27 protein-coding genes are annotated in these 25120 nt (G+C 45.7%); 11 read left to right on the forward strand and 16 right to left on the reverse strand.

The features are described from left to right. The first annotated feature begins 35 nt into the window (after positions 1-35). The 5 genes from QW087_04625 (at position 36) to QW087_04645 (ending at position 5621) form a co-directional block, all read left to right on the forward strand. Positions 36-2219 carry a CDC48 family AAA ATPase gene (locus QW087_04625; GenBank protein ID MEM2944004.1) on the forward strand — a complete coding sequence of 728 codons (2184 nt, stop codon included), beginning with the start codon at positions 36-38 and terminating at the stop codon, positions 2217-2219. Positions 2220-2224: 5 nt separating this feature from the next. Further along, positions 2225-2734, forward strand: a complete 510-nt coding sequence (gene hsp20 / locus QW087_04630) for an archaeal heat shock protein Hsp20 (GenBank protein ID MEM2944005.1) — start codon at positions 2225-2227, stop codon at positions 2732-2734. 99 nt (positions 2735-2833) lie between these two features. Then, entirely contained in the window at positions 2834-3790 is a 957-nt protein-coding gene (locus tag QW087_04635; GenBank protein MEM2944006.1) for a transcriptional regulator, read from the forward strand. Then, entirely contained in the window at positions 3777-4421 is a 645-nt protein-coding gene (locus QW087_04640; protein MEM2944007.1) for a hypothetical protein, read from the forward strand. The genes QW087_04635 and QW087_04640 overlap by 14 nt, the downstream gene beginning before the upstream one ends. Before the next feature lie 60 nt (positions 4422-4481). After that, the gene (locus QW087_04645; GenBank protein MEM2944008.1) at positions 4482-5621 is read left to right on the forward strand and encodes a hypothetical protein; all 1140 of its coding nucleotides are present in this window, start codon (positions 4482-4484) and stop codon (positions 5619-5621) included. Here the strand turns inward: QW087_04645 and cobO are convergent. Continuing rightward, entirely contained in the window at positions 5615-6136 is a 522-nt protein-coding gene (gene cobO, locus QW087_04650; protein ID MEM2944009.1) for a cob(I)yrinic acid a,c-diamide adenosyltransferase, read from the reverse strand. The genes QW087_04645 and cobO overlap by 7 nt on opposite strands. Before the next feature lie 134 nt (positions 6137-6270). Between cobO and cyaB the strand changes: the two genes are divergently transcribed. After that, positions 6271-6801 (forward strand): class IV adenylate cyclase, encoded by a 531-nt coding sequence (gene cyaB, locus QW087_04655; GenBank protein ID MEM2944010.1) that lies wholly within the window; start codon positions 6271-6273, stop codon positions 6799-6801. Between the two features lie 86 nt (positions 6802-6887). Here the strand turns inward: cyaB and QW087_04660 are convergent, their stop codons facing one another. Continuing rightward, positions 6888-7139 (reverse strand): hypothetical protein, encoded by a 252-nt coding sequence (locus QW087_04660; GenBank protein ID MEM2944011.1) that lies wholly within the window; start codon positions 7137-7139, stop codon positions 6888-6890. Between the two features lie 187 nt (positions 7140-7326). Between QW087_04660 and QW087_04665 the strand changes: the two genes are divergently transcribed. After that, positions 7327-8622, forward strand: coding sequence for a CPBP family glutamic-type intramembrane protease (locus QW087_04665; GenBank protein MEM2944012.1), 1296 nt, complete (start codon positions 7327-7329; stop codon positions 8620-8622). Here QW087_04665 and QW087_04670 read toward each other — a convergent pair. Together QW087_04670 and QW087_04675 are read right to left on the reverse strand one after the other, a co-directional pair. Then, the gene (locus QW087_04670; protein ID MEM2944013.1) at positions 8615-9379 is read right to left on the reverse strand and encodes a sugar phosphate isomerase/epimerase family protein; all 765 of its coding nucleotides are present in this window, start codon (positions 9377-9379) and stop codon (positions 8615-8617) included. The two genes, QW087_04665 and QW087_04670, sit on opposite strands and share 8 nt — an antisense overlap. Next, the gene (locus QW087_04675; protein ID MEM2944014.1) at positions 9376-9765 is read right to left on the reverse strand and encodes an RNA-binding domain-containing protein; all 390 of its coding nucleotides are present in this window, start codon (positions 9763-9765) and stop codon (positions 9376-9378) included. The genes QW087_04670 and QW087_04675 overlap by 4 nt, the downstream gene beginning before the upstream one ends. 55 nt (positions 9766-9820) lie before the next feature. Between QW087_04675 and QW087_04680 the strand changes: the two genes are divergently transcribed. Continuing rightward, positions 9821-11284, forward strand: coding sequence for a DNA-directed DNA polymerase II small subunit (locus QW087_04680; GenBank protein ID MEM2944015.1), 1464 nt, complete (start codon positions 9821-9823; stop codon positions 11282-11284). A 27-nt stretch (positions 11285-11311) separates the two neighbouring features. On the opposite strand, the gene QW087_04685 is transcribed toward QW087_04680, so the two are convergent. The 11 genes from QW087_04685 to QW087_04735 form a co-directional block, all read right to left on the reverse strand. Further along, entirely contained in the window at positions 11312-11434 is a 123-nt protein-coding gene (locus QW087_04685; GenBank protein ID MEM2944016.1) for a hypothetical protein, read from the reverse strand. Then, entirely contained in the window at positions 11431-12066 is a 636-nt protein-coding gene (locus QW087_04690) for a V-type ATP synthase subunit D (protein MEM2944017.1), read from the reverse strand. The genes QW087_04685 and QW087_04690 overlap by 4 nt, the downstream gene beginning before the upstream one ends. Position 12067: 1 nt before the next feature. Next, a complete protein-coding gene (locus QW087_04695; protein MEM2944018.1) occupies positions 12068-13453 on the reverse strand; it encodes an ATP synthase subunit B in 1386 nt (461 codons plus the stop codon). Continuing rightward, positions 13450-15183, reverse strand: coding sequence for a V-type ATP synthase subunit A (locus QW087_04700; protein ID MEM2944019.1), 1734 nt, complete (start codon positions 15181-15183; stop codon positions 13450-13452). The genes QW087_04695 and QW087_04700 overlap by 4 nt, the downstream gene beginning before the upstream one ends. Before the next feature lies 1 nt (position 15184). Next, the gene (locus tag QW087_04705) at positions 15185-15493 is read right to left on the reverse strand and encodes a V-type ATP synthase subunit F (GenBank protein MEM2944020.1); all 309 of its coding nucleotides are present in this window, start codon (positions 15491-15493) and stop codon (positions 15185-15187) included. Continuing rightward, positions 15493-16554, reverse strand: coding sequence for an ATP synthase A1 subunit C (gene ahaC, locus QW087_04710; protein ID MEM2944021.1), 1062 nt, complete (start codon positions 16552-16554; stop codon positions 15493-15495). Before ahaC ends, QW087_04705 begins: the two co-directional genes overlap by 1 nt. Positions 16555-16558: 4 nt before the next feature. Next, positions 16559-17116 carry a V-type ATP synthase subunit E family protein gene (locus QW087_04715; GenBank protein ID MEM2944022.1) on the reverse strand — a complete coding sequence of 186 codons (558 nt, stop codon included), beginning with the start codon at positions 17114-17116 and terminating at the stop codon, positions 16559-16561. Positions 17117-17143: 27 nt separating this feature from the next. Further along, a complete protein-coding gene (locus QW087_04720; protein ID MEM2944023.1) occupies positions 17144-17365 on the reverse strand; it encodes an ATPase in 222 nt (73 codons plus the stop codon). 4 nt (positions 17366-17369) lie between these two features. Then, positions 17370-19370, reverse strand: coding sequence for a V-type ATP synthase subunit I (locus QW087_04725; protein ID MEM2944024.1), 2001 nt, complete (start codon positions 19368-19370; stop codon positions 17370-17372). Continuing rightward, positions 19345-19689, reverse strand: a complete 345-nt coding sequence (locus QW087_04730; protein ID MEM2944025.1) for a hypothetical protein — start codon at positions 19687-19689, stop codon at positions 19345-19347. The genes QW087_04725 and QW087_04730 overlap by 26 nt, the downstream gene beginning before the upstream one ends. Positions 19690-19832: 143 nt before the next feature. Further along, positions 19833-20276 (reverse strand): cytidine/deoxycytidylate deaminase family protein, encoded by a 444-nt coding sequence (locus tag QW087_04735; GenBank protein MEM2944026.1) that lies wholly within the window; start codon positions 20274-20276, stop codon positions 19833-19835. 166 nt (positions 20277-20442) lie between these two features. On the opposite strand from QW087_04735, the gene QW087_04740 reads away from it, so the two are divergent. Continuing rightward, entirely contained in the window at positions 20443-21333 is an 891-nt protein-coding gene (locus QW087_04740; GenBank protein ID MEM2944027.1) for a S26 family signal peptidase, read from the forward strand. Positions 21334-21444: 111 nt separating this feature from the next. Here the strand turns inward: QW087_04740 and QW087_04745 are convergent, their stop codons facing one another. Beyond that, positions 21445-22680 (reverse strand): ORC1-type DNA replication protein, encoded by a 1236-nt coding sequence (locus QW087_04745; protein ID MEM2944028.1) that lies wholly within the window; start codon positions 22678-22680, stop codon positions 21445-21447. A gap of 520 nt (positions 22681-23200) precedes the next feature. On the opposite strand from QW087_04745, the gene QW087_04750 reads away from it, so the two are divergent. Together QW087_04750 and hflX are read left to right on the forward strand one after the other, a co-directional pair. Next, the gene (locus tag QW087_04750; protein MEM2944029.1) at positions 23201-23602 is read left to right on the forward strand and encodes a DNA-binding protein; all 402 of its coding nucleotides are present in this window, start codon (positions 23201-23203) and stop codon (positions 23600-23602) included. A 161-nt stretch (positions 23603-23763) separates the two neighbouring features. Beyond that, on the forward strand, positions 23764-25044 hold the full coding sequence (gene hflX / locus QW087_04755; protein ID MEM2944030.1) for a GTPase HflX: 1281 nt from the start codon (positions 23764-23766) through the stop codon (positions 25042-25044). The last annotated feature ends 76 nt before the right edge of the window (positions 25045-25120 follow it).

Consider the following 25120-nt stretch of genomic DNA (forward strand, 5'->3'; position numbering starts at 1 on the left):
CTCCATCCCTAATCATTTGAAGGAGTGAATGAATTATGGACTCATCAGAAAAGGTTCTTAAGGTTGCTGAGGCCAAATCGAAGGATGCGGGCAGGGGTATTGCTCGCGTAGACCCTGCAGTCATGGATGTTCTCGGGCTTACCGCAGGTGATGTCATTCAAATAGAGGGAAAGAAGAGGACTGTTGCCATAGTGTGGCCCGGTTATCCAGAAGATGCCAACAGGGGCATCATTAGGATCGATGGCACGATCCGACGAAATGCTCAGACGAGCATTGATGAAAAGGTCGCTATTAAGAAAGTTAATGTTAAAGAGGCACAGAAGATCACTTTCGCCCCCACTGAACCCCTCAGGATCATGGGCGGTGAGGAGTATTTGAACCAGACGCTTGAGGGCAGGGCTGTGACGAGGGGGGATGTAATTGAAATCAATGTCATGGGTAGGAGGCTCGACCTTGTCGTTGTCTCTTACTCACCAACAGCCGATGCAGTCATAGTCAGCAGGAACACTGAGGTAAAAATCAGTGATAAACCCGTGAAGGAGATCTCCCATAAGATTCCGAAAGTCACATACGAAGACATAGGTGGCCTTAGTGAAGAGGTGAAAAGGGTAAGGGAAATGATAGAGCTGCCGCTAAGGCATCCTGAGCTCTTCGAAAGGCTTGGTGTAGAAGCTCCAAAAGGTGTCCTTCTTCACGGACCTCCAGGCACTGGCAAAACCCTGCTTGCAAAAGCTGTAGCAGGCGAAACAAACGCAAACTTCATTTCTATTGGTGGACCAGAGATCATGAGCAAGTTCTATGGCGAGAGCGAGGAGCGCCTTAGAGAAATATTTAAGGAAGCTGAGGAAAACGCGCCCAGCATCATATTCATAGATGAGATCGACTCAATCGCACCGAAAAGAGATGAGGTGACGGGCGAAACTGAGAGGCGTGTGGTCGCTCAGTTGCTTGCACTCATGGATGGTCTCGAATCGAGGGGCAAAGTTGTGGTTATCGGTGCAACCAATAGACCGAACGCCATAGATCCCGCATTGAGAAGACCTGGGAGATTTGATAGGGAGATCGAAATAGGAATTCCGAACAGAAATGGCAGGCTTGAGATTCTCCAGATTCACACACGTGGCATGCCCCTTGATGATGATGTCGATCTTGAGAAACTCGCAGATCTCACGCACGGTTACGTAGGAGCGGATCTTGCAGCTCTTTGTAAAGAGGCGGCAATGCATGCGCTCAGAAGGGTCCTTCCGGAAATAGATCTAGAAATGGAAAGCATTCCTGTCGAGATCCTTAATAAGATCAATGTAAAGAAGGAGGACTTCTTCGCAGCGCTCCGTGAAATGCAACCCTCGAGTCTGCGAGAGGTGCTCATAGAATCGCCCAATTTACACTGGGACGATATCGGTGATCTTGAAGATGCAAAAAGAGAGTTAAGAGAAGCTGTTGAGTGGCCTCTTAAGTATGCCGAGGTGTTCGATCACCTTAATGCCGCGCCCCCGAAGGGCGTCTTACTTTACGGGCCGCCGGGCACAGGAAAGACGATGCTAGCGAAGGCCGTTGCGACGGAAAGCGAAGCGAACTTCATCAATGTCAAAGGTCCAGAATTCTTGAGTAAGTGGGTAGGTGAGAGCGAGAAGGCTGTAAGGGAAACTTTCAGAAAAGCTAGGCAGGCTGCACCGTGCATCATATTCATGGATGAGATCGACTCAATCGCACCTGTAAGAGGTAGCGGTTTTGATAGCCACGTCACGGAGAGAGTCATTAGCCAGCTGTTAACTGAGATGGATGGACTGGAGAGTCTTCATAATGTTGTCGTCATAGCTGCGACTAACAGACCCGATATCATTGATCCAGCACTTCTAAGGCCGGGGCGCTTTGATCGTCTAGTGCATGTGCCCGCTCCCACGTTGGAAGGGCGCAGGAAGATCCTGGAGGTGCATGTTAAGAAGAAGCCACTCGCAGAGGATGTCGATCTCGATGAGCTAGCAAGACGTACAGAAGGGTATACTGGAGCCGACCTCGCTGCACTTGTCAATGAGGCCGTAATGCTCGCGATGAGGGAGATAGTTGCGAAAGGTGCCGAGCTCAATTCCGAAACGCTCAAAAATGAAAAAGTCCAGATGCGGCACTTCATAGAGGCGCTCAACAAAGTGCGCCCGATCTCCCGCTCGGAATTAGTTAAATATCAAAAAATCGCCAAGGATTTCGAATACGTGAGGTGATGAAAATGGTAAGGGACAAGAAAAAGAAGGACTGGGACGACTTCTTTGGCGACTTCGATGATGAATTCGAAGAAATGCGACGCAGAATCGAAAGAATCATGGAGAAGTTCTTCAGCGGGGATCTGCACTTCGATAGAGAACCGATGATCTACGGCTTCTCCATGCGCATCGGACCTGACGGCAAACCGCGGATCCAGGAATTTGGCAATACGATCAGGCAGAGGGAAGAGGCTGCGAAGCGAGAACCTCTTACAGACATCATTGAAGAGGCAGATAAAGTGCGCATCATAGTTGAACTACCGGGCGTTGAGAAGGAGGATATCAAACTCAATGCAACAGAGGATTCTCTAGAAATTGAAGTCGATAACCCCGATAGGAAGTTCGAGAAGCGCATAGATCTACCATGCGAAGTCGATCCCGATAGCGCCAAGGCGACCTACAAGAATGGAGTCCTCGAGATCCACCTCAAGAGGGCTCGTGTGAAGGAAAAGGGCAAGGAAATAAGAATTGAATAATATGGGGGATTGGAGCGCTAATTTAGATCGCTCCAGCATATTTTATTTTTATATTATCATTTAGCAATGCTTATATAGAAGTTCACCCCGTTTACAATTGTGCAGAGAGACGAACTCGTTGAAGGGATTCGACATATTCTAGCAAAAGCAGGTTTCTACGTCTCAAAACCCATCAACATGAAAAGCATCAGTTTTGACATAGTTGCAAGAAGAGATCAACTATTGTTGATTATCAAAGTTCTCACAAACGTCGATGCGTTCTCAAAGGACAACGCCGAGGAAATAAAAGTGCTTGCAGAAGCACTGCAAGCGGCGCCTATCCTTATTGGCGAAAAATCTGGTTCTAGAGATATCGAGGCGGGTATTGTATACTCGCGCTTCGGTGTGCCGATCATATCTCCCGAAACACTTTCAGATTACCTGCTTGAAGGCGTGCCTCCGTTCATTTTCGCGGCGCCAGGTGGTCTATATGTGCGCCTCGATAGTGATTTGCTCAGATCAATCCGCGAAAAGAAAAACATAAGTCTCGGCACCCTAGCGGAAGTTGCTGGTGTATCGAGAAGAACAATAAAGATGTACGAATCTGGGATGGGAGCAATGATCGATGTAGCACTCAGGCTTGAGGAGTATCTTGGTGAGTTTCTCGTCATGCCGCTCGATCCTTTTAAGTACACTCCTGACACTTCTGAAAGATTAACCAATCTGAGCGATATGGATGATTTGAGCAGAGAAGTCTTCGCACTATTAGGGAGACTCGGCTATTCTGTTCTTCCCACTGCAAGGTGTCCTTTTGAAGCACTTACTAAAGACAACCGTACCCTGATCATCACAGGTGTAGGAAAGGATGAGACAAAACTCGTAGAGAAGGCCTGTATCGTCGGCGATATTTCAAAGATCACCGAGAGAAAATCAGTGATTTTTCTGAGACACTCCAGATCCAAACAGAATATAGGAGGTGCGGCGATTATCGGCAAGGACGAATTGAAGAAGTTGGACGAATCGCAGGAGCTATTCGAAATGGTCATTGCGCGTTGTGGGGCGCATGAAAAGCATTGAACTTAACGGCGCTTCCATATTCATTCTCCCAGTTATCAAAGGTCTAGTTTCGGAGGAAAAAGTAGTGGAAGATGTCTTTGTCGAAATCACACCGGATTTGGTTTGCATTTCTATCTCGCCAGAGGAACTTGATGGGCTGAGAGATCGAAAGAATTACGACAGTTACGAACCAAGCGAGCTTGAAGTTGTGTACGGCAACATCCTATCTACATTCGGAGAAGTTAGACTTCCACCACCCTGCTACGTGAAGACCCTTGAGCTTTGCGAGAAAAACGGTGTTCCGATTAAAGCGATCGACATGCCAGAAGAGCAGTTTACAGAAACTTACTGCAACTGCGTCAGCGCCTTCGATTTAATCCGGGAGTCCTTCATGGCAAGGAGAATATCGAGAAAACGATTCGACATTTCTTCGCCCTACAGTTTCGTGCTTGAATGGGATAGAAAAGTGAACGCCCCTCGTGGGTTTAGAAAACTTTCGGAAATCAAAGAAAAGCATATGGCAGAGAGCATTGCATCGATGACGCTTACTTTTAGGAATATTCTTGCGGTTCTAGAATATGAAAGAGCGGGAGGAACAACGACACTTTTAGAAAAGATGTCTGCAGATCGGATTAGGAGCTTGAGCCCATAGTTTCTGATGGCAGAGGCAAATACACCACGATTAAATATTCCCCCTTGCATTTTTCAATCAATGCTCCAGCTTTCACCAAAAGACATTATCCTCATTCATCTTTATGAGAGACGAAAAGAACAGTCTCAAAATGTCCCGTCAGAAACTATAGCGCAATCCGGCATATCATCCGCGTTGGAGATTCCGCGCACACACATCACCAGACACCTTCGTCCTCTGATCGAAATGGGAATGATCGAAGAGCGGAAAATGCACGTGGCGGGCAAGGAGAGGCGGATGAAAGTATATTATCTGACTCAAAAAGGAGCGCAGAGGGTCTCAGATCTGATGGAGCGGATACTTGATGAGAAAGTTAGAGTCACTGAAGGTGGCGATGAGAACGAGACTTCTGTTGCGGATCTTATGAAGAAGCGTCCAGATATCACGTTGGCGAAAATTGCAAAATGCGTTGCCACTGGCGCAAAACTGATAATCGCACATAAAAGAGTCATCTGGTCAAACGCCGAAATCGATCTGCCTCGTTTCTATGGAAGAGAAAAGGAGCTCGCAACCGCGCTTTCGTTTTTTGAATCGAAAGCCACGGTGCTTGTCATTCTCGCAAACTTTGGATATGGTTCTTCCACAATGCTGAAGAAAATTGCAATCGAAAGATCTCACATGCCGTTATTCTGGTACGATCTCCAGAACGATTGCAGTGCGGTGAAAATCAATGAATCGTTACGAGAATTCGCACTATTGAACGGCTGCTCCTCAGGCTCGATTGAGGAACTAAAGGAGAGGAATGTCCTGCTGTGCTTCGATAACTACTGCGAAGTTCAAGAGCCGGTCGTCGACTTCTTTTTTGACCTCATGGCATCACTTGGTCAAGGCAGAGCCAAAATGGCAGTGGCAATGGGCGAGGAGACGCCATCTTACAGCAGATTCTTTCACAAGGACGACGTGATAAGAGGTAAGGTGATTGAAATCCACCTGCAACGCATGGACAAAACGACTGCTAAGGCGGTTCTTTCCATGGATCTTGATGATGAGGCCTTTCAGCTTATTTATCAGCTAACGAGAGGACAGCCATTGGCCCTTGAACTTGTTCGAAAGGGGGACAGTGAAAGACTGAGCATACTCAAACCAAAGGAGGAGGTAAGATTCCTGATGTATCTGCGCAACCGTCTCAGGGAAAAGGATGACGTCGAAGAGTGTCAGTAGTCTATGCCTTCCTTTGCTCCGATGCCTAAATCATAGGGATGTTTTACGCACTTCATCTCCGTTACAAGGTCTGCCAAGTCAATCAGTGCCGTGGGTGCGTTTCTGCCCGTAAGAACTATGTCGGTTTCTCGATCTTTACTCATCAAGATTTCAAGAACGTCTTCGAGACTGATGAGACCGAAATCTATGGCGATACATATTTCATCTAGAATTACGACGTTATACAACTTCGAGGCGATCACCTGGGCTGCAAAATCCAGTCCCTTGCGAGCTTCCTCTACATCTTCTTTCGTATGTTTTCCCTTCATGATAAAAGTTCCAGTTCCAAACTGCCTGATCGACGCTTTCTCAAAGCAACTAAGCGCCTTCACCTCGCCGGTCATTCCCAAACCCTTCATGAATTGCACGATGCAAACACTTTTGCCATGGCCGAGAGCTCTCAATGCGAGACCCAATGCTGCTGTTGTCTTTCCCTTGCCGTCTCCAGTATAAATGATGATAAGCCCTATTGCCATAAAACCGCCTCATTGAAAGGTGTTCAAAGGATTCTATAGGATTGCTGATTATCAAGATTCCGACTAACATGTTTTTTGGTGGAATGGCGCCGTAAGTCGATACTATTTAATTCATGATTCCTCTCTCTCTATGCATGCTGGAAATTGAGATGAAGGCATACTGTGATGATTTGGAAACAGTGGCAAAGCGTCTTATGACCATGGGGGCGGTCAAGTGCGGATCAATGAACCAAGTAGATACGTATTTTGTTCATCCGAGTCGGAATTTTGCGGATACGGATGAGGCGCTTCGCGTCAGAGTGGAGGATGGTAAATGCACACTCACCTACAAAGGTCCAAAACTGGATTTTACAACAAAAACACGCGAAGAGATTGAAGTGGTAATTTCAGACTGCAAATTGCTTGTTGAATTGCTGGTAAGACTTGGATTCAGACCATTAAGGGAAGTCATTAAAGAGAGGACGGTCTTCAGTAAAGACTCGCTCACCATCTGCTTAGATCGCGTGGAAGGGTTGGGCGATTTCGTCGAAATCGAATATTCTGGCACTAACCTGGATAAAGGCAAAGAAGAAATCTCGTCGATGATGAATGAACTCAACTTGCGGAGAAATGAGCGAAGGTCCTATTTGGAATTGCTACTCTTAGCTGATTCCTTAAGAAAATAAAGCGCAGAGCGGCAAATTAAAATAATCCAGATAAAAAATCAATATGTCCCCATCTATAGCCACTCGAGAACTATATTTTCCCACGCTTACATTGACGAGATCTTTTCAACGATGAACGCCTTGATTTGGGGGTCATCCGGAATCGTCAAAGATTTTTTGAACCTTTCGGAGCCGTCAGGGAGGTAGTAGCCCCTTGAGAGCGAGATGAACTCGTTTTCGCCATCCTCCGTGATTGCCTTTTTTCTGGCCACCTCGATAAAATTATTCCTACCGAACGGTATCTTCTCAGCGCTTATCGTCACAAATTCAACCTTCTTGCCGGTTACATCATCATCCATTTTTAGCCTCCTAATCGGCTTGTCCGAAAAGACCCCGATACCTAATAAAAGTTTCCACAATTTTTTTGCCACTCTCTTTATATCGCTTCTAATCCAGTCGTGAAAAGACATGGTTATGATACCATCTTTTTTTATCGTCGAATACAAGGACCGACAAATAGAAATAGAGCGCTGGAAATGAAAGCCCGTGGCAACTGAAGAAGCCTCACCTTCTCCTCAGCATCATTTTCGATATTGTCCGCGATGTGGACGGCCTGTCGTAAAGGATGCAAATTTTTGCGCATTCTGCGGGCAACCATTTAACATCCAGGTGGAGATCCCAGTAATAGCCCCTCCAAGCGTTGAACCATTCCTGGTCACATTTAAGCAAATCATACGGGGAATAGGAACTTATGTGATACTCAGTCTCATTGCTGTGACAATTTTGAACATTCTCATACTCATCTGGAGTGTTAATATCGTGATCCCTGAGACGCCATATTATCACACTACACTATTTATCATAGTACCATGGATCATTAATATCGTAGAACTCAGTGGGATTTCATTTGCTGTTTACCATATTCTTCTCATTGTGGCGATCGTGAGCTCTTTCATATTCTTAATGATCAAAAGCTGGCGCATATTCATCAGGGAACTGTCTGTAGAGCGAAAAATTGAAAACCACAGCGCGATATACACAGTAGGGACGATTTTCTTCGCAGTTCTCTTTTTTAACATAGTATATTATTTGATCCTTGATGCGTTTGGTATCACGCCAACGACGCCAGATACGGTCGATAAGGAGCTCTGGAAGCTTCTTTACAGTTTTGCCAACGCTTCTGTATGGGAAGAAATTGTAAGCAGAATGCTCCTCATCGGCATGCCCCTTCTTTTTGTAGATTTCTTTAGAAGAAAGCGACAGAAATTAAGACGATATTTCCTCGGAGGACATTTCTCTTTGGGCAAGGCCGAGATCACTTTTTTATTGATTTCGAGCGCGTTCTTCAGCGTTGCACATATCTTCTCCTGGGACGCTTACAAACTCCTTCCAACATTTATGGCAGGACTGGCGCTCGGCTATCTCTTTCTCAAAGAAGGTATCTACGCCGCAATCATGCTCCACTTCATGGTCGATTACTTGTCGATACCGACTATGGTTTTCGAAGGCATTCCCTCTCAGATAATTATGGGGCTTTTTATTCTCGTTTGGGTTGTAATTGGATTCATCTATTTTGTTAACTACGCTTCGAAAGCGCTCGGCGCTATCTTGGGAAGGAAGGTATGGCCTGATTCCATCGACGTCCGTGCAGGGAGGGATGCTGGCAAGAAGGCAATGTACCTGCGAGACAATGCTGAAGGGAGCGAAAGCGACCGCGTTGCCACATTAGACATGTACGGAGCTGGTTACTTCAAAATTGTCTGTCCTTACTGCGGGGCTGCAGAGGCGAGATACCGCGATGGAAGATTTGAATGTATGAGATGTGGAAGGTACTTCATCTAGCTTCAGCCAATAGCTTCTCCAATCGTTCCTTTGAAATTTCGGCATCAGGCATGCTCCGTGCCTCTATGACCAATCTCCCCTTATAACCAGTAAGTAATTTAAGCACCCTCCTAAAATCGATCGTTCCAGAGCCGATTGGGAGATGTTCATCATATTCACCGCGATTGTCATGCACATGCACGTTGACGAAGCGGCTAGTAAGCTTACAAAACTCATCAATTGATTGACAGGTATGAGCATGACCTACGTCAAAACAAATATCGATTTCAAAACCATCAAGCATCCTCATCAAATCATCCGGTGTTCTTCCCATGCTGATCTGCATATTAGGCATGTTCTCGAGCGCAACCCTTACACCGGTATCCATTGACGCCTTCTCAATCTCTGACAATGATTTGTGAACTGCTTCGTATACGCCCTCTTTGTCGAGAAGTCCTATAGGGGACCAGAATCCAGGGTGAATTGTATATACGTCAAAATTCATGCGGTTCGCTGACTTTAATCCATCGATTATCTCCCTCACCGCTGCCTCTCGCAATCGGGGATTCAAGCTTCCGATATTGACGTCACTCAAAGGGGCGTGGGCTGAAAATTGCAGCGGATATGAAGGTGCAACTTCCAAAAACTGCTTTTCGATGCTGGGGAGGAAGTGGCGCCCCTCTCCAATAATTTCCCATGCATCGAATTTCTGGCTCACAAACCCCAACGCCATTTCAAAATCAAGCATGGAAAATACGGGCGATGAAACGGCTATCATGAATTCACCTCGTCACCAGTTGTGCTGGGCGCAATCTTATCAATGATTTCATCGATGCGTTCGTCCTCAATCACAACTTCAATGGAGCCTAGCGGCGGGTCACGATCCTCGATGAAGCTAAGCTTGCCAACGAATGCAACCTGCTTATTGATCCTGATCTTGACCGAATTGTTGCGCTTCCCCCGAAGCAAAACGGCCCTCGCTGAGTCTAGTATCTTCATATTTCTGACAAGCTCGGCAAGTCTTTCGCATGAATTTGCTGTAGCAACGAACCCGTTCTCAGATTCATCGATGATGCTCTCTGGAAAAATGTTCAGAATGGCCTTTTTCACCTTTTCTGGATCTTCCGTTGGAAAGCATTTGACACGCGCTGTGATTAGAGGCATGCCACCCCGATACCAGAAAAAGTATTTAAATGGGACTCCTTGTTGATCCGTGCAAATGAGAGAGCGTGTGCTTGAAATTCTAGCAGGGAATGGCGTACTGCTCGAGCCTAGTGCTTTGGATTTCGTCCTTTCAAAAGAGGATCCAATCGCATTTATCAAGTCAGCCATTTCATCCATGAAGCAGCATCCTTTGATTGTGACCAAAGAAGACATACTAGAATTAGTGAGAACGGCCGAAATTCTGGAATCTCCCGATGAAATTCCTGAGCAGAAGATTACGGTTTCTCGATCGGAAGGGTCTTCAGGGGGTATCACCTCAACGGTCGGCGACGTGCGAATTCTGAAGGATATAACGGGCAATTCGACGTGCGAGGGTAATATCTCGGACTTTGCGCGTTATTTTCTTGATCGTTTCAACGCGATAAAGCGGATGCTTATTCATAGAAGAGAATTAGCGGGAGTTCTCTCGATCTCAAAGGCCCTCAAGTTCGACCGTGAAGTTAGAATCATTGGCATGGTGAACGAGGTCAGGTCTACAAAAATGGGACACAAGATCATTGAGATTGAAGATGATGAAGAGCGCTGTCTTGTCCTCATCCCTAAGGATTCTCCACTGATCAGCGAATCCGTAATTGCGGATGAAGTGATTGGTGTTGTTGGAAGACCTAACAAGAAAGGAGAGATGATTGTTGCTCAAGAAATCATCCGACCCGATGTCCCCCTCAAAACCAGATTTGAGAAAAACGATTCAAGTTCGATGGTCGCCTTTGCGTCTGATGTCCATGTAGGAAGCAAAACTTTCCTCAGGAAACAATGGGATGCGATGGTGTCCTGGCTCAAACACGAAGGTGTTCAATCTGGTGTCAGCTACTTGGTTATACCTGGCGATTGCGTTGACGGGATAGGTGTCTTCCCAGATCAAGAGGAGGAGCTTGCTATTGATGATATTTTCAAGCAATATGAAGCGCTGAGCGATCTCATGAAAGAGCTTCCTGATGAGGTAACTGTTATCATGCAACCAGGCAATCACGACGCTGTGCGTCTTGCGGAGCCTCAACCAGCATTTCCGAAGGAGATCAGGGACCTCTTTGATTCAAAAATCATCATGGTAGGCAACCCTTGCTTCGTAGAAGTAGAAGGAAGGATCATTCTTTCGTATCACGGCAGGAGCATTGATGACTTTGTTGGAAATATCCAGAGTTTAACTTACGCAAATCCCATTGAAGCAATGAGAGAGATGCTGCGACGGAGGCATCTAGCACCGATATATGGCGGAAAAACTCCCATCGCCCCAGAAAAAAAGGATTTTCTTGTGATCGACCCCGTGCCAGATATTTTCGTCACTGGGCATGTGCACGGAGCTGGGGTGTCTGATTATAGGGGGATTAGGATCATCAATGCGTCGACTTGGCAGGCACAAACAACCTACCAGCGTATGCACAATTTCAATCCTGACCCGGCCAAATTGCCAATCGTGCATCTCGGGACTGGAAGATGTTTTGTAAGAAATTTCAATTGAAATAGAATAACCAGTATGTGTTGAAATTCACGCATTCCAGAACAGTATTATTACAATGAATCCAAGAACAAGCATGAATGTGGAAACGATCCATACAAGCTTGAATACAAGTTCTCTTTTCTTTTCTTCAGAGATACTAAAGATTCTCACACCGTTGCCTCCGCCTTCTGCTTGATGCGTTTGAGGCGGAAAATGTTTTCCCTTTCCATCTCTTCGAGCCTGAACTCAATGAATTCCTCGGCTTCTTTAAGCTCTGGAATAACCTTGTATTCAAGGGCGTTTACCCTCCTCTTCGTCTTTTCTATCTCGTCTAGGAGGCGCTTCATTGTCGTCTCAATCTGCGCAGCCCTGACGATCGTTTCTAAGAGCTCTTCATAGGCCGCAGCTGCTTCATCAATGAAAGGCGAGGTCCCGATGACTCCATATCCTCTTTTTTCTGTTGTCGTCTTGATGGTTGTTGTCTCGATTTCAGGCACGACCAGACCCATGATGTTCTTGCTCTTTACCTTGACTTCAGGATGAGCCTTCAGAGCAAACGCAGCCGATTTGACCGCGATTACCCCCTCGACAGCCTTTGCGATGGCGATCTTCTGCATCGCCCTTTCATAATCACGCACGATCTCTGCCCTTACATTCTTCGCTTCTTCGAGAATCTTGAAAAACTCAAGTATGAGGCCGTCGCGTTTCATTTTGAGAATCTTATAGCCGGCCTCAGTCAGCTTGATTTTTTTCTTGATCTCAAGAAGTTCAGAGCGCGTCGGGTTCAACTCACGCCTAGCCATCTCACTCACTCTTTCTGTGCGCGGGGTGGTACTTCTCGATGTACTTTCTATCAATACGCGTTAGCTGAGATTCTGGAAGCGTTGCCAGCAGTTCCCATGCGATCTCGAGCGTCGTCTCTATGTCCCTGTCTTCCTCCTTTCCCTGTCTGACAAACCTCCGCTCAAAGAGATCAGCGAACTCAAGGAATTTCTTATCTCTTTCCGAAAGCGAATCTTTGCCTACGATTGCCACCAGACCCCTAAGATCCCTGCCTTCAGCGTAAGCAGCATAGCACTGATCAGAAACGGCCTTGTGGTCTTCTCTCGTAAGCCCCGCACCGATCCCAGCATTCATGAGTCTCGATAGCGACGCGCCAACATTAATCGGTGGATAAATGCCTGCTCGATGGAGGTCCCTGGCAGCAACTATTTGACCTTCAGTGATATATCCCGTCAGATCGGCAATTGGGTGAGTGATGTCATCGCCTGGCATGGAAAGAATCGGGATCTGCGTAATGGATCCTTTTTTCCCTTTGATTCTACCAGCCCTTTCATAAAGCGTTGCCAAATCTGTGTACATGTACCCAGGGTATCCCCTTCTACCTGGCACTTCTTCTCTAGCCGCGCCGATCTGTCTGAGCGCTTCGCAGTAGTTTGTGATGTCCGTAAGAATGACGAGCACGTGCATGTCGAGCTGAAATGCAAGATATTCGGCCGTGGTGAGCGCGAGTCTCGGCGTGATAATTCTCTCAATAGCAGGGTCATCAGCTAAGTTCATGAACACAACGGCCCTCTTCAGCGCTCCCGTTTTTTCGAAGTCAGACATGAAATACTGCGCTTCTTCGCTCGTAATGCCCATAGCGGCGAAGACCACAGCAAATTCCTCTTCTTTTCCTAACACCTTCGCCTGTCTAGCGATTTGAAGCGCTATGTCGTTATGAGGCAGACCGCTTCCCGAGAATATGGGAAGTTTCTGGCCCCTGACAAGGGTGTTCATCCCATCAATCGCTGAGATGCCAGTTTGAATAAACTCCTTTGGTTCATCTCTTGCCCACGGATTAATAGCAGCACCGACGATATCTAGGCGATCCTCAGGCACAATCGGCGGCCCACCGTCAAGCGGTTCACCGGAACCAGAAAGGATTCGACCGAGCATATCTTGCGAGACTGGCATCTTCATCGTTTCGCCAAGAAAACGCACACCCGAAGACTTTTCTATACCCGAAGTTCCCTCAAAAATCTGGATTACCACAGTATCGTGAGAAGTATCAAGTACTTGCCCTCGCTTTGTGTTTCCATCTGGAAGCGAAACAGCGACGAGTTCTCCATATCCAACTGGCTCCGTTTTCTCGACAAACACCAGTGGGCCGGCTATCTGAGAAATTGTCCGATATTCTTTTGAGATCATGTCTTACCCCCCAGTGATTCAAACTGCGCATCCATTTCCTTGTTAATCGTTTCCAATTCTTCATCCACGTTTGGCTCGAATTTCGATTTCGTAAGTCTGATTCTGACGGGCAGTTCTGTGATCGTTTCAACAGGAACGTCCTGCTCGACTGCGCGTTTCGCGAGGTCGCTAAACCTCTTGATAGTCTTCATGAAAACGTACTGTCGCCTAAGCGGCGTGTAAGTGTCGACAGGATGATACGCATTTTGCTGGAGGAAGATCTCTCTGATCATACGAGCGATTTCAAGGGTGAGCTTCTGCTCATCCGGAAGCGCATCTGACCCAACAAGCTGGACGATCTCCTGCAATTCAGCTTCCCTCTGGAGGATTTCCATGGCCCATGCCCTCAATTCAGGGAAATCTTCAGCGACATTCTTTCTAAACCAAGTATCGAGGTTCGTTGTGTAAAGAGAATAAGACGTAAGCCAGTTAATCGCAGGGAAATGCCTGCGCTCTCTTAGTTTGGAGTCAAGTGCCCAAAAGACCCTCACGATTCTGAGCGTGTTTTGGGTCACCGGTTCGCTCAGGTCACCGCCTGGTGGAGATACAGCACCTACGACTGTGACAGAGCCGTTCATGCCAGAGAGAGTCTCTACCTTTCCAGCACGCTCGTAAAAGTCCGAGAGCCTTGCCGCCAGATAAGCTGGGAATCCCTCCTCTCCAGGCATTTCTTCAAGTCTAGAGGAAATCTCCCTCATGGCCTCCGCCCATCTGGAAGTGGAGTCGGCCATCAGCGAGACGTCATAACCCATATCGCGGTAGTATTCTGCAATGGTCATGCCTGTATACACGGACGCTTCCCTTGCTGCTACTGGCATGTTGGATGTATTTGCGATCAGTACGGTTCTTTCCATCAGTGGTTTCCCTGTTTTTGGGTCTTCTAGCTTTGGGAACGTCACTAGCACCTCCGTCATTTCGTTTCCCCTCTCTCCGCACCCTATGTAAACAACGACGTCGGCATCGCTCCATTTAGCCAGCTGCTGCTGCGTCACTGTTTTTCCAGTACCAAACCCTCCAGGAATCGCACCAGCACCGCCCTTCGACAGCGGGAAAAGCGTGTCCAATATCCTTTGTCCAGTTACGAGAGGTATGTCTGGCATAGTTTTCTTCGATATGGGGCGTCCGACTCTCACAGGCCATTTTTGCATCATTGTTACTTCCTTCCCTGAAACCGCGCATACAGGCTCTTCGACGGTAAACTGACCTTCTTTAATCCAATCTACATTTCCCGACACATCTGGTGGCACCATGATTCTGTGGTCCATATGTCCTTCCCGTACCTTTCCGATTACGCCACCCGCACGTACGCTATCGCCTTCTTTCACAAGGGGTATGAATTCCCACTTTTTCTGGAGATCAAGTCCGTGTGCGGCAACACCTCTTTTGATGAAGTCCCCCATAGTCTTCATCAACACGGGCAGCGGTCTCTGAATGCCGTCGTAAACACTGCCAAGCAAACCTGGACCAAGTTCAGCAACGAGGGGCTGACCCGTATCCCAGACCTTCTCTCCAGGTCGCAGTCCCGAAGTATCCTCATATACTTGGATGACCGTTTTATTGCCATAAATTTTGATGACTTCCCCCATCAGCTTCTCTTCGCCGACAAGAGCGACATCGTACATCCTCGGCGAAATACCTGTTGCGGTAACGACTGGCCCGGCCACCCTGTAAATCTCTCCAACTTTTCCCATATTAATCCCTCTGAGTCTTATATAAGTCAACACCGATAGCACGTTTAACTTTATCTCTCAGGTCGCCTTCCTCGCGACCTACTGGAACGACGACCGGAGCGATATTTTCAAGTGCCTTCCTTCTCGTACTCACGCTCAATTTCTCAAGCATAGATGAATCTACTGCCAGTACCCCGATTGAGGTGTCCTGCATAAGTTCAAGGAGCTTTTCCTCGAATTCCTTCAGTTTGTCAGCTCTGAATACGCAGGTAACGCCCGCAAGGCGGAATCCGAGAACAAATTCCTCAGTTCCGAGTACTGCGATTTTCATCATATCACCAGCAGATTCTTAATGATTTCATTATCAAGCCCGCTTTCTTTCCCCCGGGCAATGATCCTGATGTTATCAACTTCGATTTTCTTCCTAATGATGTAATCAAGTACAGGGATAATCGATATAGGATAGATGTGCGAAAACGTTTCAGCCTGCTTGATAAGGTGTTTCTGAAGCTCCATAGTCACCTGCATCAGGGACCCGGTTTCTCTAGCCACACGCAGACCCTCTTTAATATCCTCGTAGAAAGAAAATCTCGCGAGCTCTTCGACGAGCCGGTCAAAATTCTCAACGCTGGCGAGGCTCAGGAGTTCTTTCATTGTTAGTTCACTGCCGCCCTCAACGAAATAATCCTTGCATTTATCAGGCGACACGCTTTCGCGTTTAAGCTTCAATAGCGTCCTCAGGTTTACGACATCGATTTCCTTTTTCACAAAGGCTAAGAATAACTTTCCTGGCTTAGTGCTCGGACAAATTGTCGCAAGCAAACGAGAATAGAAGATCTTATCGAGATATTCCTCGATCGGCTCTAGAGTTCCAGATTCTCTGTATGCGGCGAGCACTTCATCTGGAAATACGATACCTTCATCAGTTTTCAATGTCTCGAGCACTTCGTCGACAGTTTCTTTCATAAGCAGATTATTAAGCGCATCTTCTCCAAGCCTTCCTGCTGGGACGAGATCTTCCTGTATTTCCTCGATAGTCGCACCAGCATATTTTCCTCGCAGAATTGTTTTTATGTTCCATTCGTCCCACCTGGCAAGATAACTACAAATCATTTCTTTGAGTTCGCCTCTGGAAAATCCAATAATTTGCCTGTACACCCTTGCAAGATTGCGGCTCGTTCCTAGCTCAATGAGATCGACTCCTGAATACCTCGAGGCAAGTTCTGCCATTTCCACATGATATTGCGTTTCCCCTAGGAAACGGCCTATCTCATTCAGATCCATCATGAGTAGCTTGGGATAGACGTCCTGCGTGAGAAGAAGGCTTTTCTTGGCCTTAATTCTAGTGCAGACATATGCGTAATTACCACTCTTCCCACGGAAAATCCCCATAACTTCACCCGAATAAGATTGCCGACACGCTCTTCATTTCCCTTTCCCAGATATCCTCGAGGAGTGTTCTGAATCTAAAATCGAGTCGAAGCATTCCGTCAGCGCTTTCGACAATGAGCCCCGGTTCCATATCTACCTCAGTGACTCTTTCCCTCGGCACGGTACCCTCAAGCAGCGATGCGTCGCCTTTTGGGCAGTAGACCTTAGGATCTGCAAGCACTCCCCTGGTTTTCTGTAGTATGTTTGCGTAAATTCTCGCCCTATTTCCTCGATCCATTTTGAAGAGTTCATCGAGCACTTCACTGAAGGTGCGATCGAGTATCTCCTTCTTCGCATTGAGTACGATCTTTTTTGCCTCCAGCTCAGCGCTCGAAACCTCCTGCCGTACGAGTCGCCTAGTGAGTTCTTCCAGCTGCTTCTCTTGTACCCTTCGCTTCTGTGCTATCGATGCCTCAGACTCTTTAAGAATCGAGTCGCTTTCCTTTTCTGCACTAGAGATCAGGCTTTCTGCCTCTGATTTCGCCTTTGCCAGGATATCCCTGATGACTGCATCGAGTGCCATGGTCAGACTCCTTATTCATCCGATGGCTTACATCTTTACCCATAGTAGAATAGCCATGACAAGACCGAAAATGATTATAGTCTCCGGAATGACCATCAATATCAGGCCCTTGCCGAAGAGTTTCTCATTCTCGGCCATAGCACCGACGGCTGCAGTACCTACGTCCTTTTCGGCGAGACCGGCTCCAAGGCCAGCGAGGCCTATGGCTAGACCGGCTCCCAAAGCGATTAGTCCCGCTTCTATTGCCATTTTCTCACACCTCCTTTGTGTATTTCCTTCGTATTCTCAACGGATTGAATTTAACTCCTCCGCCTTCATAGAACTTCGTGAAGAACTCCACATACTGCAATCTTATACCGTGCAGTCCTGCCGATATGATTGCAAGTATAAAAATCATCAAATGACCGATTGCAAAGATGACGAATGCAACCGCAATCATCACTCCGCCTGCTGGGGCAATCATTTCAATGGCTATCGCGTTGAACGCAAGTGCCATCCCAGCCTTGGACATTCCTATGGCGGCCAATCTTGAATAGGACATTATATTGCTGAGAAGACCAGGGATTTCTAATACAACATTCGCACCTTCCCCTTTGAATCCAATGGCCATCCCGCATACGAGTAAACCGAGGCCAGCAAACATCCTCACATCCATGAAGTCCATTGGTTTCCCCAGGATGAGGACGTCAAGGAGGAAAAGGGCGACCATCACCAAACCTATTAGAATCAAAAGCCAACTGAGTTTCTCGAATATTGCATGCTTTAATCCGTGCCTAATCGTAACATTCACAAACCCCAAAATGTATCCGATTAACAGATGGGCAATTCCAATCCAGATGGTTATATAGAGGAGCATTTTCACATCATGAAGCTTGCTGTAAATTCCAATGGGGATCGATATCGCGCCCAGTTCAATGTGATGCGGGATTTCTATTCCCAGCAGGCTTGACCAAGTCACCTCACCGTGGGCACTCGGTGCAAAATGCAAACCGAAAGCCTCGCCAAAGAGGAATAACCCAAAGATGATTGTGAATATACCACCAAAGAATAGCATCGTCGCGATGGTTCGCCATTCATTACTAACGCATTTCTTCAGCCCCAGGTAGCCGAGGATTACAAATGGAATGCCGTATCCCACATCTCCGACCATAAGACCAAAGAACATAGGAAAGAATATTGAGATCATCGGCGTCGGATCCAGCTCGTTGTATTTTGGTAGAGAAATGAGCTCAACGAGATATTCGAACAGATTAACGGGTTTGGGGTTTTCGACTTTAACCGGGGTTTCTTCGTTCCGATCGTCTTTGATTTCTTCTTTATGCACTTTCCTTTCAACCCTCGCCAGGGTCTCCACGTAAATTCGATCGCCAAGGTGTTGTTGAAGTGTTTTTTCTAATTTCTCGAAATCCTTCTCCGGCACCCAGGCTTCCGCTATAAACGAATGTTTAGTGGCGCCAACCCGCAAAGGTGTCTCGGACTTTTCCACGATTATACTGAGATGTTCTTCAATAGCTAACGCCAGCAGGGCGTGTTTTTCCTTGAGTTCGTCGAGCTTCGCCAGAAGGAAACCGAGATTCTCTCTGAGAATTTTCTCCTCGTCGAGGATTGTCGCTAACCGCTTGCTTGGAGCGCCACTTCCATGCGGAACGGGTACTTCCGAGAAACCATGCTGGACTAGGATGCGCTGCGCCTCATCGGCTTCCTCCCTTGCTACGAATAAAGCAACGAATTTCTTGTCCTCGCTCGTAAATAATTCAAATTTATGAAGTGCTTCTCTCAGAACGCCTTCGGGATCTGTTCTCACATATCCCGTCATTACGGCAATAGACTTGTATCCTCTATAATGATCTAGTTCAAGAGGCAGTGATGCAAAAGGCTCAAGATTCCTCCGTTCTTGTTCCAGCTCTCCTAAACGTATCTCAATCTTCTTCTTTGACTCCATGACATCTGATATTTCGGAATGCAATGATTCAATGGTCTTGTCAAGTTGTTCTGCAATCACATCAACTGCGATAGGTTCAGCGGCCCTCAGCTCATCTATTCCGAGGTCCTTTTTTATCGCTCTTAATCGCAAAAGTTTTTGCGATGCGTCTGAGGCTGACGGCAATGGAGAGCCGAGACTGATCCCTTGTTCACCGGATGGAAAATCAATCAAATGAACGCATCCGAGTTCATAAAGCAGATCGACTGTTCTTTCTAATTGATCCTTACTGCCGACGATAAGAACCTTAACCATTTGCTCTGGCAGAAACATCGATCGCCCTCTCAAAAGCGTTCTTCAGATAAGTTTTGACCTGTGGAATGCGCTCAGCGGCCATTTTCTTAACCTTTTCGGCTTCTTCCCTTCCACGCCTCAGTATTTCCTCCTTCTGAGATGCGATGCGGCTTTTCTCCCGAGCGACGGCCGCTTCAAATTCGACCCTGAGCTTCTCCTCGCTTTCCTTTAATTTTCGCGCGGCTTCCCTCCGGGCAGCGGCTATCATGGCCTTATGTTTTTCCTGGGCTTCCCGGACGATTTGTTCCGCTTCTTCCTCTGCCTTTTTTATTTCAAGAAGCGTTTCTGCTCGTGTCACCAGACTCTCCCCGGATTGCAGCGAGTTGAACATTATCTTCATATATATAGCTTTAGTTAATTGATCGTCGAAAAATCGAAGCGACCCAATTATAGCCAGGATCGCCGCTTCTCCTGGGAATCTTTCGGCAAACGCCGAGGAATTCACCCAAAACGCCTAACTCGAACCTTGCTTTCATTGAGAATATTCTTTGAGAGCTCGTCGATATATTCGTCCTTATAAACCACTTCCTCTATACCAGCATTTACTAACATTTTCGCACAAAGGACGCAGGGGAAGTTTGTCGTGTAAATCGTGCCACCCTTGATACTTACTCCAAAATAGGCGGCCTGAATGATCGCATTCTGTTCGGCATGAACGCCTCGACACAACTCGTGTCTCGTACCGGATTCAACATTGTTTTGAACCCTCACACACCCCACTTCTGCGCAGTGTTTGAGGCCTCTTGGGGCACCATTGTAACCCGTTGCAAGAACGCGCTTTTCCTTCACTATCACGGCGCCCACCTGTCTTCTTAAACATGTTGAGCGGGTAGCCACTAATTCAGCCATCTTCATGAAGTAAGTGTCGTTGTCTGGTCTTGCCATCGCTACAGGATGTATGAACGTTGAGTATATCCTTTTTTCTTATGTAACAATGAGGCTTTGTATTTCCGCGTTAGCAAGTTCAATTGATCTTCAGCAAGGCGCCATTGTATGAGAGGCGATTATTTCTTATCATTTCATGCTTATCAATCCACGGGAAAGTGAACCAATGATCAAGAACGCCGTTATTCGAATGGCAGTCAACATCGGCGTTGCGCTTGCTGCCGTACTTGTGATGTTTTTTGTACTTTTCGCGTACAGCGGAGTGTGGCCCCCGATGGTAGTAGTAGAATCCAGCAGCATGCAACACAGCGATTTGAAAAGCTCTATCGGCGTGATCGATACTGGAGATATCGTTATCGTAAAAAAGGCTAGAGGCGACTCGATAATTACTTATATCGAAGGGGTCGCAGGTAACCACAGAACCTATGGAGATTATGGGGATGTGATCATCTATACAAGAGGCGCCGATTCAAGTTCAACGCCGATAATCCACAGGGCTTTTTGCAGAATCATTTACAATGCGACGGGAGGGGGATTCGACATTCCTTCGCTATCGCTTCTTCCTGAGTCTCAATGGAGAGTTCTACCAGGCGGAGAGCATGTCTGGTGGAATCTAAAAACAGTTGTTGAGATCTACCAAGTCGGTTATCTCGGCGTAACAGTTCGCCTTGATATTGCTAATATATTGCAATACTTTAATGCAAGTGGCAAGATGCCTCACGGCGGCTTGATCACAATGGGGGATCACAACTTCATCACTGAGGGGGGAATTCTCTACGGCTATTACGATCAGATTTCGATTTTCAGAGAGCCAGTTAAAGATGATTGGATTCGAGGAAAGGCTAGAGGCGAGTTGCCGTGGTTCGGATTGTTGAAGCTATGGTTTGGTGGAGATGCTCCCGCGAATATACCTGAGAACAGCAAAACGAATCTCATTATTACAATAACAATCGTTGTTCTCGTTCCCATTCTGCTGGACGCCACGAGCCTCATATTAAAAAGCAAAGGTACAAGCATCTCTATGGAATTGAAAAGGTTTTTCCGTAAAAATCATTAGAAAGGAGGGGGGACTGTCGAAAAAAAGGAAGGGGAAAAATTAGAAAGTAAATTCTGCTACGCATTTTAGTGTGTATAAATTTCTGCCGGCCTAAGAATAATCACCTAAGCGTTAAATGAGGGTTGTCTGGGTCTTCGGTCTGAAGTTTTTGAGCCCGCGCAACATCTCATCTTCTTCTAAAACCTTTTTTGCTTCGTGTGGCTGAACGCTAAGTTCAATTTCCTTCGTCCTTCCGCCCCTCCCGAAAGACCTTACCCGTGCATGAATAATTCCAAGCATGTCCAGCTCCGAGATAAGATCGGTAATCCTCCTTTGGGTCAGAACGGTAACGCCTATAGCCCTGCATAGTTCTCTATAAAGTTCGTACACATCACCAGTCGTCAGTCTCTCGTGACCTTTTTCTTCGTGCAGCACAATACTCATTAGTACGAGCTTGGACTGCGTTGGCAGTGTTCTTATTGCCTCCGTCACGCAGTCAAGCTCAATTTTATTTTTCGCCTTATAGACGTGAGCTTCTGTGATTTTTTCATCATGATTGCGTTCGGCTATTTCTGCGGCAACCCTCAGCAGGTCAAGAGCGCGCCTCGCATCTCCGTGCTCCTGGGCCGCGAGTGCCGCGCACAGTGGAATCACACTTGGTTCAAGCACGCCATCTTCAAATGCAAGCGTGGCCCTCTGACTGAGAATGTCCTGGAGCTGCTCAGCGTTATACGGCGGGAAAACCATTTTTTCTTCTCCCAACCTACTTTTTACACGTGGATCCAGAAATTCGGTGAATGTGAGATCGTTAGATATCCCTATGAGCGAGACTTTTGCCTTTGCTAGATCATCATTTATTTTTGAAAGATGATAAAGAACGTCGTCTCCACTCTTGTAAACCAATTTGTCGAGCTCGTCAAGCACTATGATGTTGACTTTTCCCTCATCATCAATTTTTTCCTTTAAGATGTTGTAGACTCTCTCTGTACTCCACCCAGTAAACGGGATTCTCTCCCCAAAATCGCTGATAAGGCGATTTCCAATGTTCTGAAGCACGCCATATTGAGTGTCCACAACTTCACAATTCATATAAAAGAAATTTATGCGATTAGAAGTAGTATCAGCCTTTCTCATTTCATTACCGAGATACTTGACGCATGCTGTTTTGCCAGTCCCAGTCTTTCCGAAAATCAAAACATTTGATGGTCGATCCCCCCTTAAAGCTGTGGAAAGCACCGCTGCGAGCTGATTTATTTGCTGCTGTCGATGAGGAAGTTCATCTGGTATGTACGAGGGCCTTAGAATTTCGCGATTCTTTTTGAAGAGTGGTTTTGATTTGAGATATGGTTGAAAGATGTTGTCTTCCATTTGGGTCCTCCCCCCAAGATAAAAAGGTATGGGAGCAATGCATCCCACCCCTTTGTTTCCGATGGAAATCAAATCCTACTTTGAACAAACTATCGAATAGCGTTCTGTATTACAAGAACTTTATTTTTATCTTCGTTCAAAAAAATACTAGGCATCTGGTGCAGATCTAGATCTTTCTGGATAAAAAGGAAAAATCTCTTCATGATGTCCTACCCCTTTATTTCCTGTGGAGGTTGTCGGATCACTGTTGTGCCTTTTTGATGTGAGATCATAGATATCTGGATGAGTGGCAAGCTTCGATATGTCAAGAAGGATTTAAGATCCTCATTTCATTTGGAGTTTCAATGATCAATGCATGCTCTTTTGATCACTTATAGACTTTTTTCCGTTCCAAATCGAGGCATTCTCCCCTAGCTTTCGTGCTGTGATTAACAATAAGACTTTAGTTTATAAATTGAATAATTATATTCGTTGAAGGTGAATTGAGATGCTCTGTAGTAAGGAGGAAGATGTCATTATCGTGAAGCTTGAAGACGGCGAAGATGTTCATTCAAATCTGATTAGGGTGGCAGAGAAATACGGTGTAGAGTGTGGATGGGTATTCAGCGGGATAGGTATATTAAGAGAATTTACTCTTGGATACTTCACTGGAAGGGAATATATAAAAAAATACTTCGGGCAACCTCACGAATTGTTATCATTGACCGGCTCAATTACTATTAACACCGACGTCCCGATTCATTTGCATTGTTCTGTTTCAAACTCAAAATTTGAAGCTTTTGGCGGCCATTTATTCTCTGGAAAGGCCAATGTCCTTAATGAAGTATTAATCAAAAAGTTTGACAAAATAAAGCTTTCAAGAAAATACAATCCAAAGACACAATATAAAGAGCTTGACATTATTACAAACGATTGTATCTGAGATTATATTCAAATTTCTATCAAAAATAATTTGAAATACTATCCAACATTTTAATAACTATAAGCACTACTGAGCGAAACGATAAAGACACCGTTCTTTTTATTAATTTAATTAAGCCTTGAAATTTAAGAAGTCGACATTAAAGTCGCAGCGAGATTACCATGAATGAAGTTCCAGACGGAGAAATAATACATGAAGGAATAAGAGGGAACGCGATAGTGCTCACTATTAGCAAGAATACAAAAGAACTAGAAGATCTTATCGAGTCTGCCGGGTATAGAGTATATTGTGAAGTAATTCAGAGAAGGAACTCACCAGAAGCGTCTACATTCTTAGGCAGAGGTAAATTAGAATCCGTCAAAGCGCTTCTTTCACAGCTCCCTGCAGATCTTGTGGTCGTTAACGGAGATCTAAAACCAGCTCAGCAATTCAATCTGGAAAGAGAATTGAAGATAAAATGCATTGATCGTGTTGGAATTGTACTCGAAATCTTTGCCAATAAAGCTCGAAGTAAGGAAGCAAAACTTCAAGTTGAGAGAGCACGGCTCAAATACGAAATACCATTCATTCGTGAGTGGATTCATAGAATAAAAATCGGAGAACGGGCGGGTCATTTCTCAGGCGGTGAATACGAAGCATCGATTTACTACGATCTAATAAGAAGAAGAGTAAAAAAGATCGATGATGAATTAAAGGAGCTTCGCAGATCACATCTTAAATTTAACAAAAAAGAAGAAAATAATGCTTACATTGTATCTCTTGCAGGATACACTAATGCTGGAAAGTCAAGTTTGTTCTCTGCACTTACAAATAAAGATACTGTTATTGATGAGAAAATGTTCTCGACATTGCGACCTTTATCTGCGCGAATTCGTAAAACGAAAAAGAACGTCATTCTTATAGATACAATCGGGTTTCTCGACAATCTTCCCGTCTTCCTCATCGAATCTTTCAAAAACACAATTGATGATATATTTGAGGCAGATTTAGTATTGCTTGTTGTTGATATTTCAGAGAGTGTGGCTGAAATAGAAAGAAAGATTAATGCAAGTATGAAAATTCTTCTGCCCCAGGTAGATCCTAGGAACATTTTGTTGATCGGTAATAAGACAGATAAGCTGGACGACATTGCACTTAAGGATCGCAAGCGTCTTTTAGAGTCCTATAAGGATACAGCAGGTGTAATTCTCACATCTGCAAAGGATCGAGTTGGAGTGACGGAAATCCTCAACTTCATAACCAATCGCTTCGGAAATTTTGAATCGATGTCTTTGGAATTACCTTATAACGAGAAAACGAACGGCCTTATTTCATGGCTCAGCAAAAATGTGATTATAAATGACATAGTGTATTCGAATTGTGTAAGTATATCTTTTGAATTTTCCATAGCACTAAGGTCAACACTGATGCGGAAATTGTCTGAAATCAATGTTCAAATATGATGGTTTGTAATTCGGTAAATGAATATAGCAATCATGTCGCTGCATGAATAAAACTTATCTTCCACAGGAAATAAAG

Source organism: Methanomassiliicoccales archaeon (assembly GCA_038850735.1).
In the GTDB taxonomy this organism is placed as follows: domain Archaea; phylum Thermoplasmatota; class Thermoplasmata; order Methanomassiliicoccales; family JACIVX01; genus JACIVX01.

What these genes read in the sequence shown, in the direction of transcription:
- QW087_04625 (MEM2944004.1), top strand. Translation starts at nt 36, where the DNA reads ATGGACTCATCAGAAAAGGTTCTTAAGGTTGCTGAGGCCAAATCGAAG.
- hsp20 (MEM2944005.1), top strand. Translation starts at nt 2,225, where the DNA reads ATGGTAAGGGACAAGAAAAAGAAGGACTGGGACGACTTCTTTGGCGAC.
- QW087_04640 (MEM2944007.1), top strand. Translation starts at nt 3,777, where the DNA reads ATGAAAAGCATTGAACTTAACGGCGCTTCCATATTCATTCTCCCAGTT.
- QW087_04645 (MEM2944008.1), top strand. Translation starts at nt 4,482, where the DNA reads ATGCTCCAGCTTTCACCAAAAGACATTATCCTCATTCATCTTTATGAG.
- cobO (MEM2944009.1), bottom strand. Translation starts at nt 6,136, where the DNA reads ATGGCAATAGGGCTTATCATCATTTATACTGGAGACGGCAAGGGAAAG.
- cyaB (MEM2944010.1), top strand. Translation starts at nt 6,271, where the DNA reads ATGCTGGAAATTGAGATGAAGGCATACTGTGATGATTTGGAAACAGTG.
- QW087_04660 (MEM2944011.1), bottom strand. Translation starts at nt 7,139, where the DNA reads ATGGATGATGATGTAACCGGCAAGAAGGTTGAATTTGTGACGATAAGC.
- QW087_04670 (MEM2944013.1), bottom strand. Translation starts at nt 9,379, where the DNA reads ATGATAGCCGTTTCATCGCCCGTATTTTCCATGCTTGATTTTGAAATG.
- QW087_04675 (MEM2944014.1), bottom strand. Translation starts at nt 9,765, where the DNA reads ATGCCTCTAATCACAGCGCGTGTCAAATGCTTTCCAACGGAAGATCCA.
- QW087_04680 (MEM2944015.1), top strand. Translation starts at nt 9,821, where the DNA reads ATGAGAGAGCGTGTGCTTGAAATTCTAGCAGGGAATGGCGTACTGCTC.
- QW087_04690 (MEM2944017.1), bottom strand. Translation starts at nt 12,066, where the DNA reads ATGGCTAGGCGTGAGTTGAACCCGACGCGCTCTGAACTTCTTGAGATC.
- QW087_04695 (MEM2944018.1), bottom strand. Translation starts at nt 13,453, where the DNA reads ATGATCTCAAAAGAATATCGGACAATTTCTCAGATAGCCGGCCCACTG.
- QW087_04700 (MEM2944019.1), bottom strand. Translation starts at nt 15,183, where the DNA reads ATGGGAAAAGTTGGAGAGATTTACAGGGTGGCCGGGCCAGTCGTTACC.
- QW087_04705 (MEM2944020.1), bottom strand. Translation starts at nt 15,493, where the DNA reads ATGAAAATCGCAGTACTCGGAACTGAGGAATTTGTTCTCGGATTCCGC.
- ahaC (MEM2944021.1), bottom strand. Translation starts at nt 16,554, where the DNA reads ATGGGGATTTTCCGTGGGAAGAGTGGTAATTACGCATATGTCTGCACT.
- QW087_04715 (MEM2944022.1), bottom strand. Translation starts at nt 17,116, where the DNA reads ATGGCACTCGATGCAGTCATCAGGGATATCCTGGCAAAGGCGAAATCA.
- QW087_04720 (MEM2944023.1), bottom strand. Translation starts at nt 17,365, where the DNA reads ATGGCAATAGAAGCGGGACTAATCGCTTTGGGAGCCGGTCTAGCCATA.
- QW087_04725 (MEM2944024.1), bottom strand. Translation starts at nt 19,370, where the DNA reads ATGTTTCTGCCAGAGCAAATGGTTAAGGTTCTTATCGTCGGCAGTAAG.
- QW087_04735 (MEM2944026.1), bottom strand. Translation starts at nt 20,276, where the DNA reads ATGGCAAGACCAGACAACGACACTTACTTCATGAAGATGGCTGAATTA.
- QW087_04740 (MEM2944027.1), top strand. Translation starts at nt 20,443, where the DNA reads ATGATCAAGAACGCCGTTATTCGAATGGCAGTCAACATCGGCGTTGCG.
- QW087_04745 (MEM2944028.1), bottom strand. Translation starts at nt 22,680, where the DNA reads ATGGAAGACAACATCTTTCAACCATATCTCAAATCAAAACCACTCTTC.
- hflX (MEM2944030.1), top strand. Translation starts at nt 23,764, where the DNA reads ATGAATGAAGTTCCAGACGGAGAAATAATACATGAAGGAATAAGAGGG.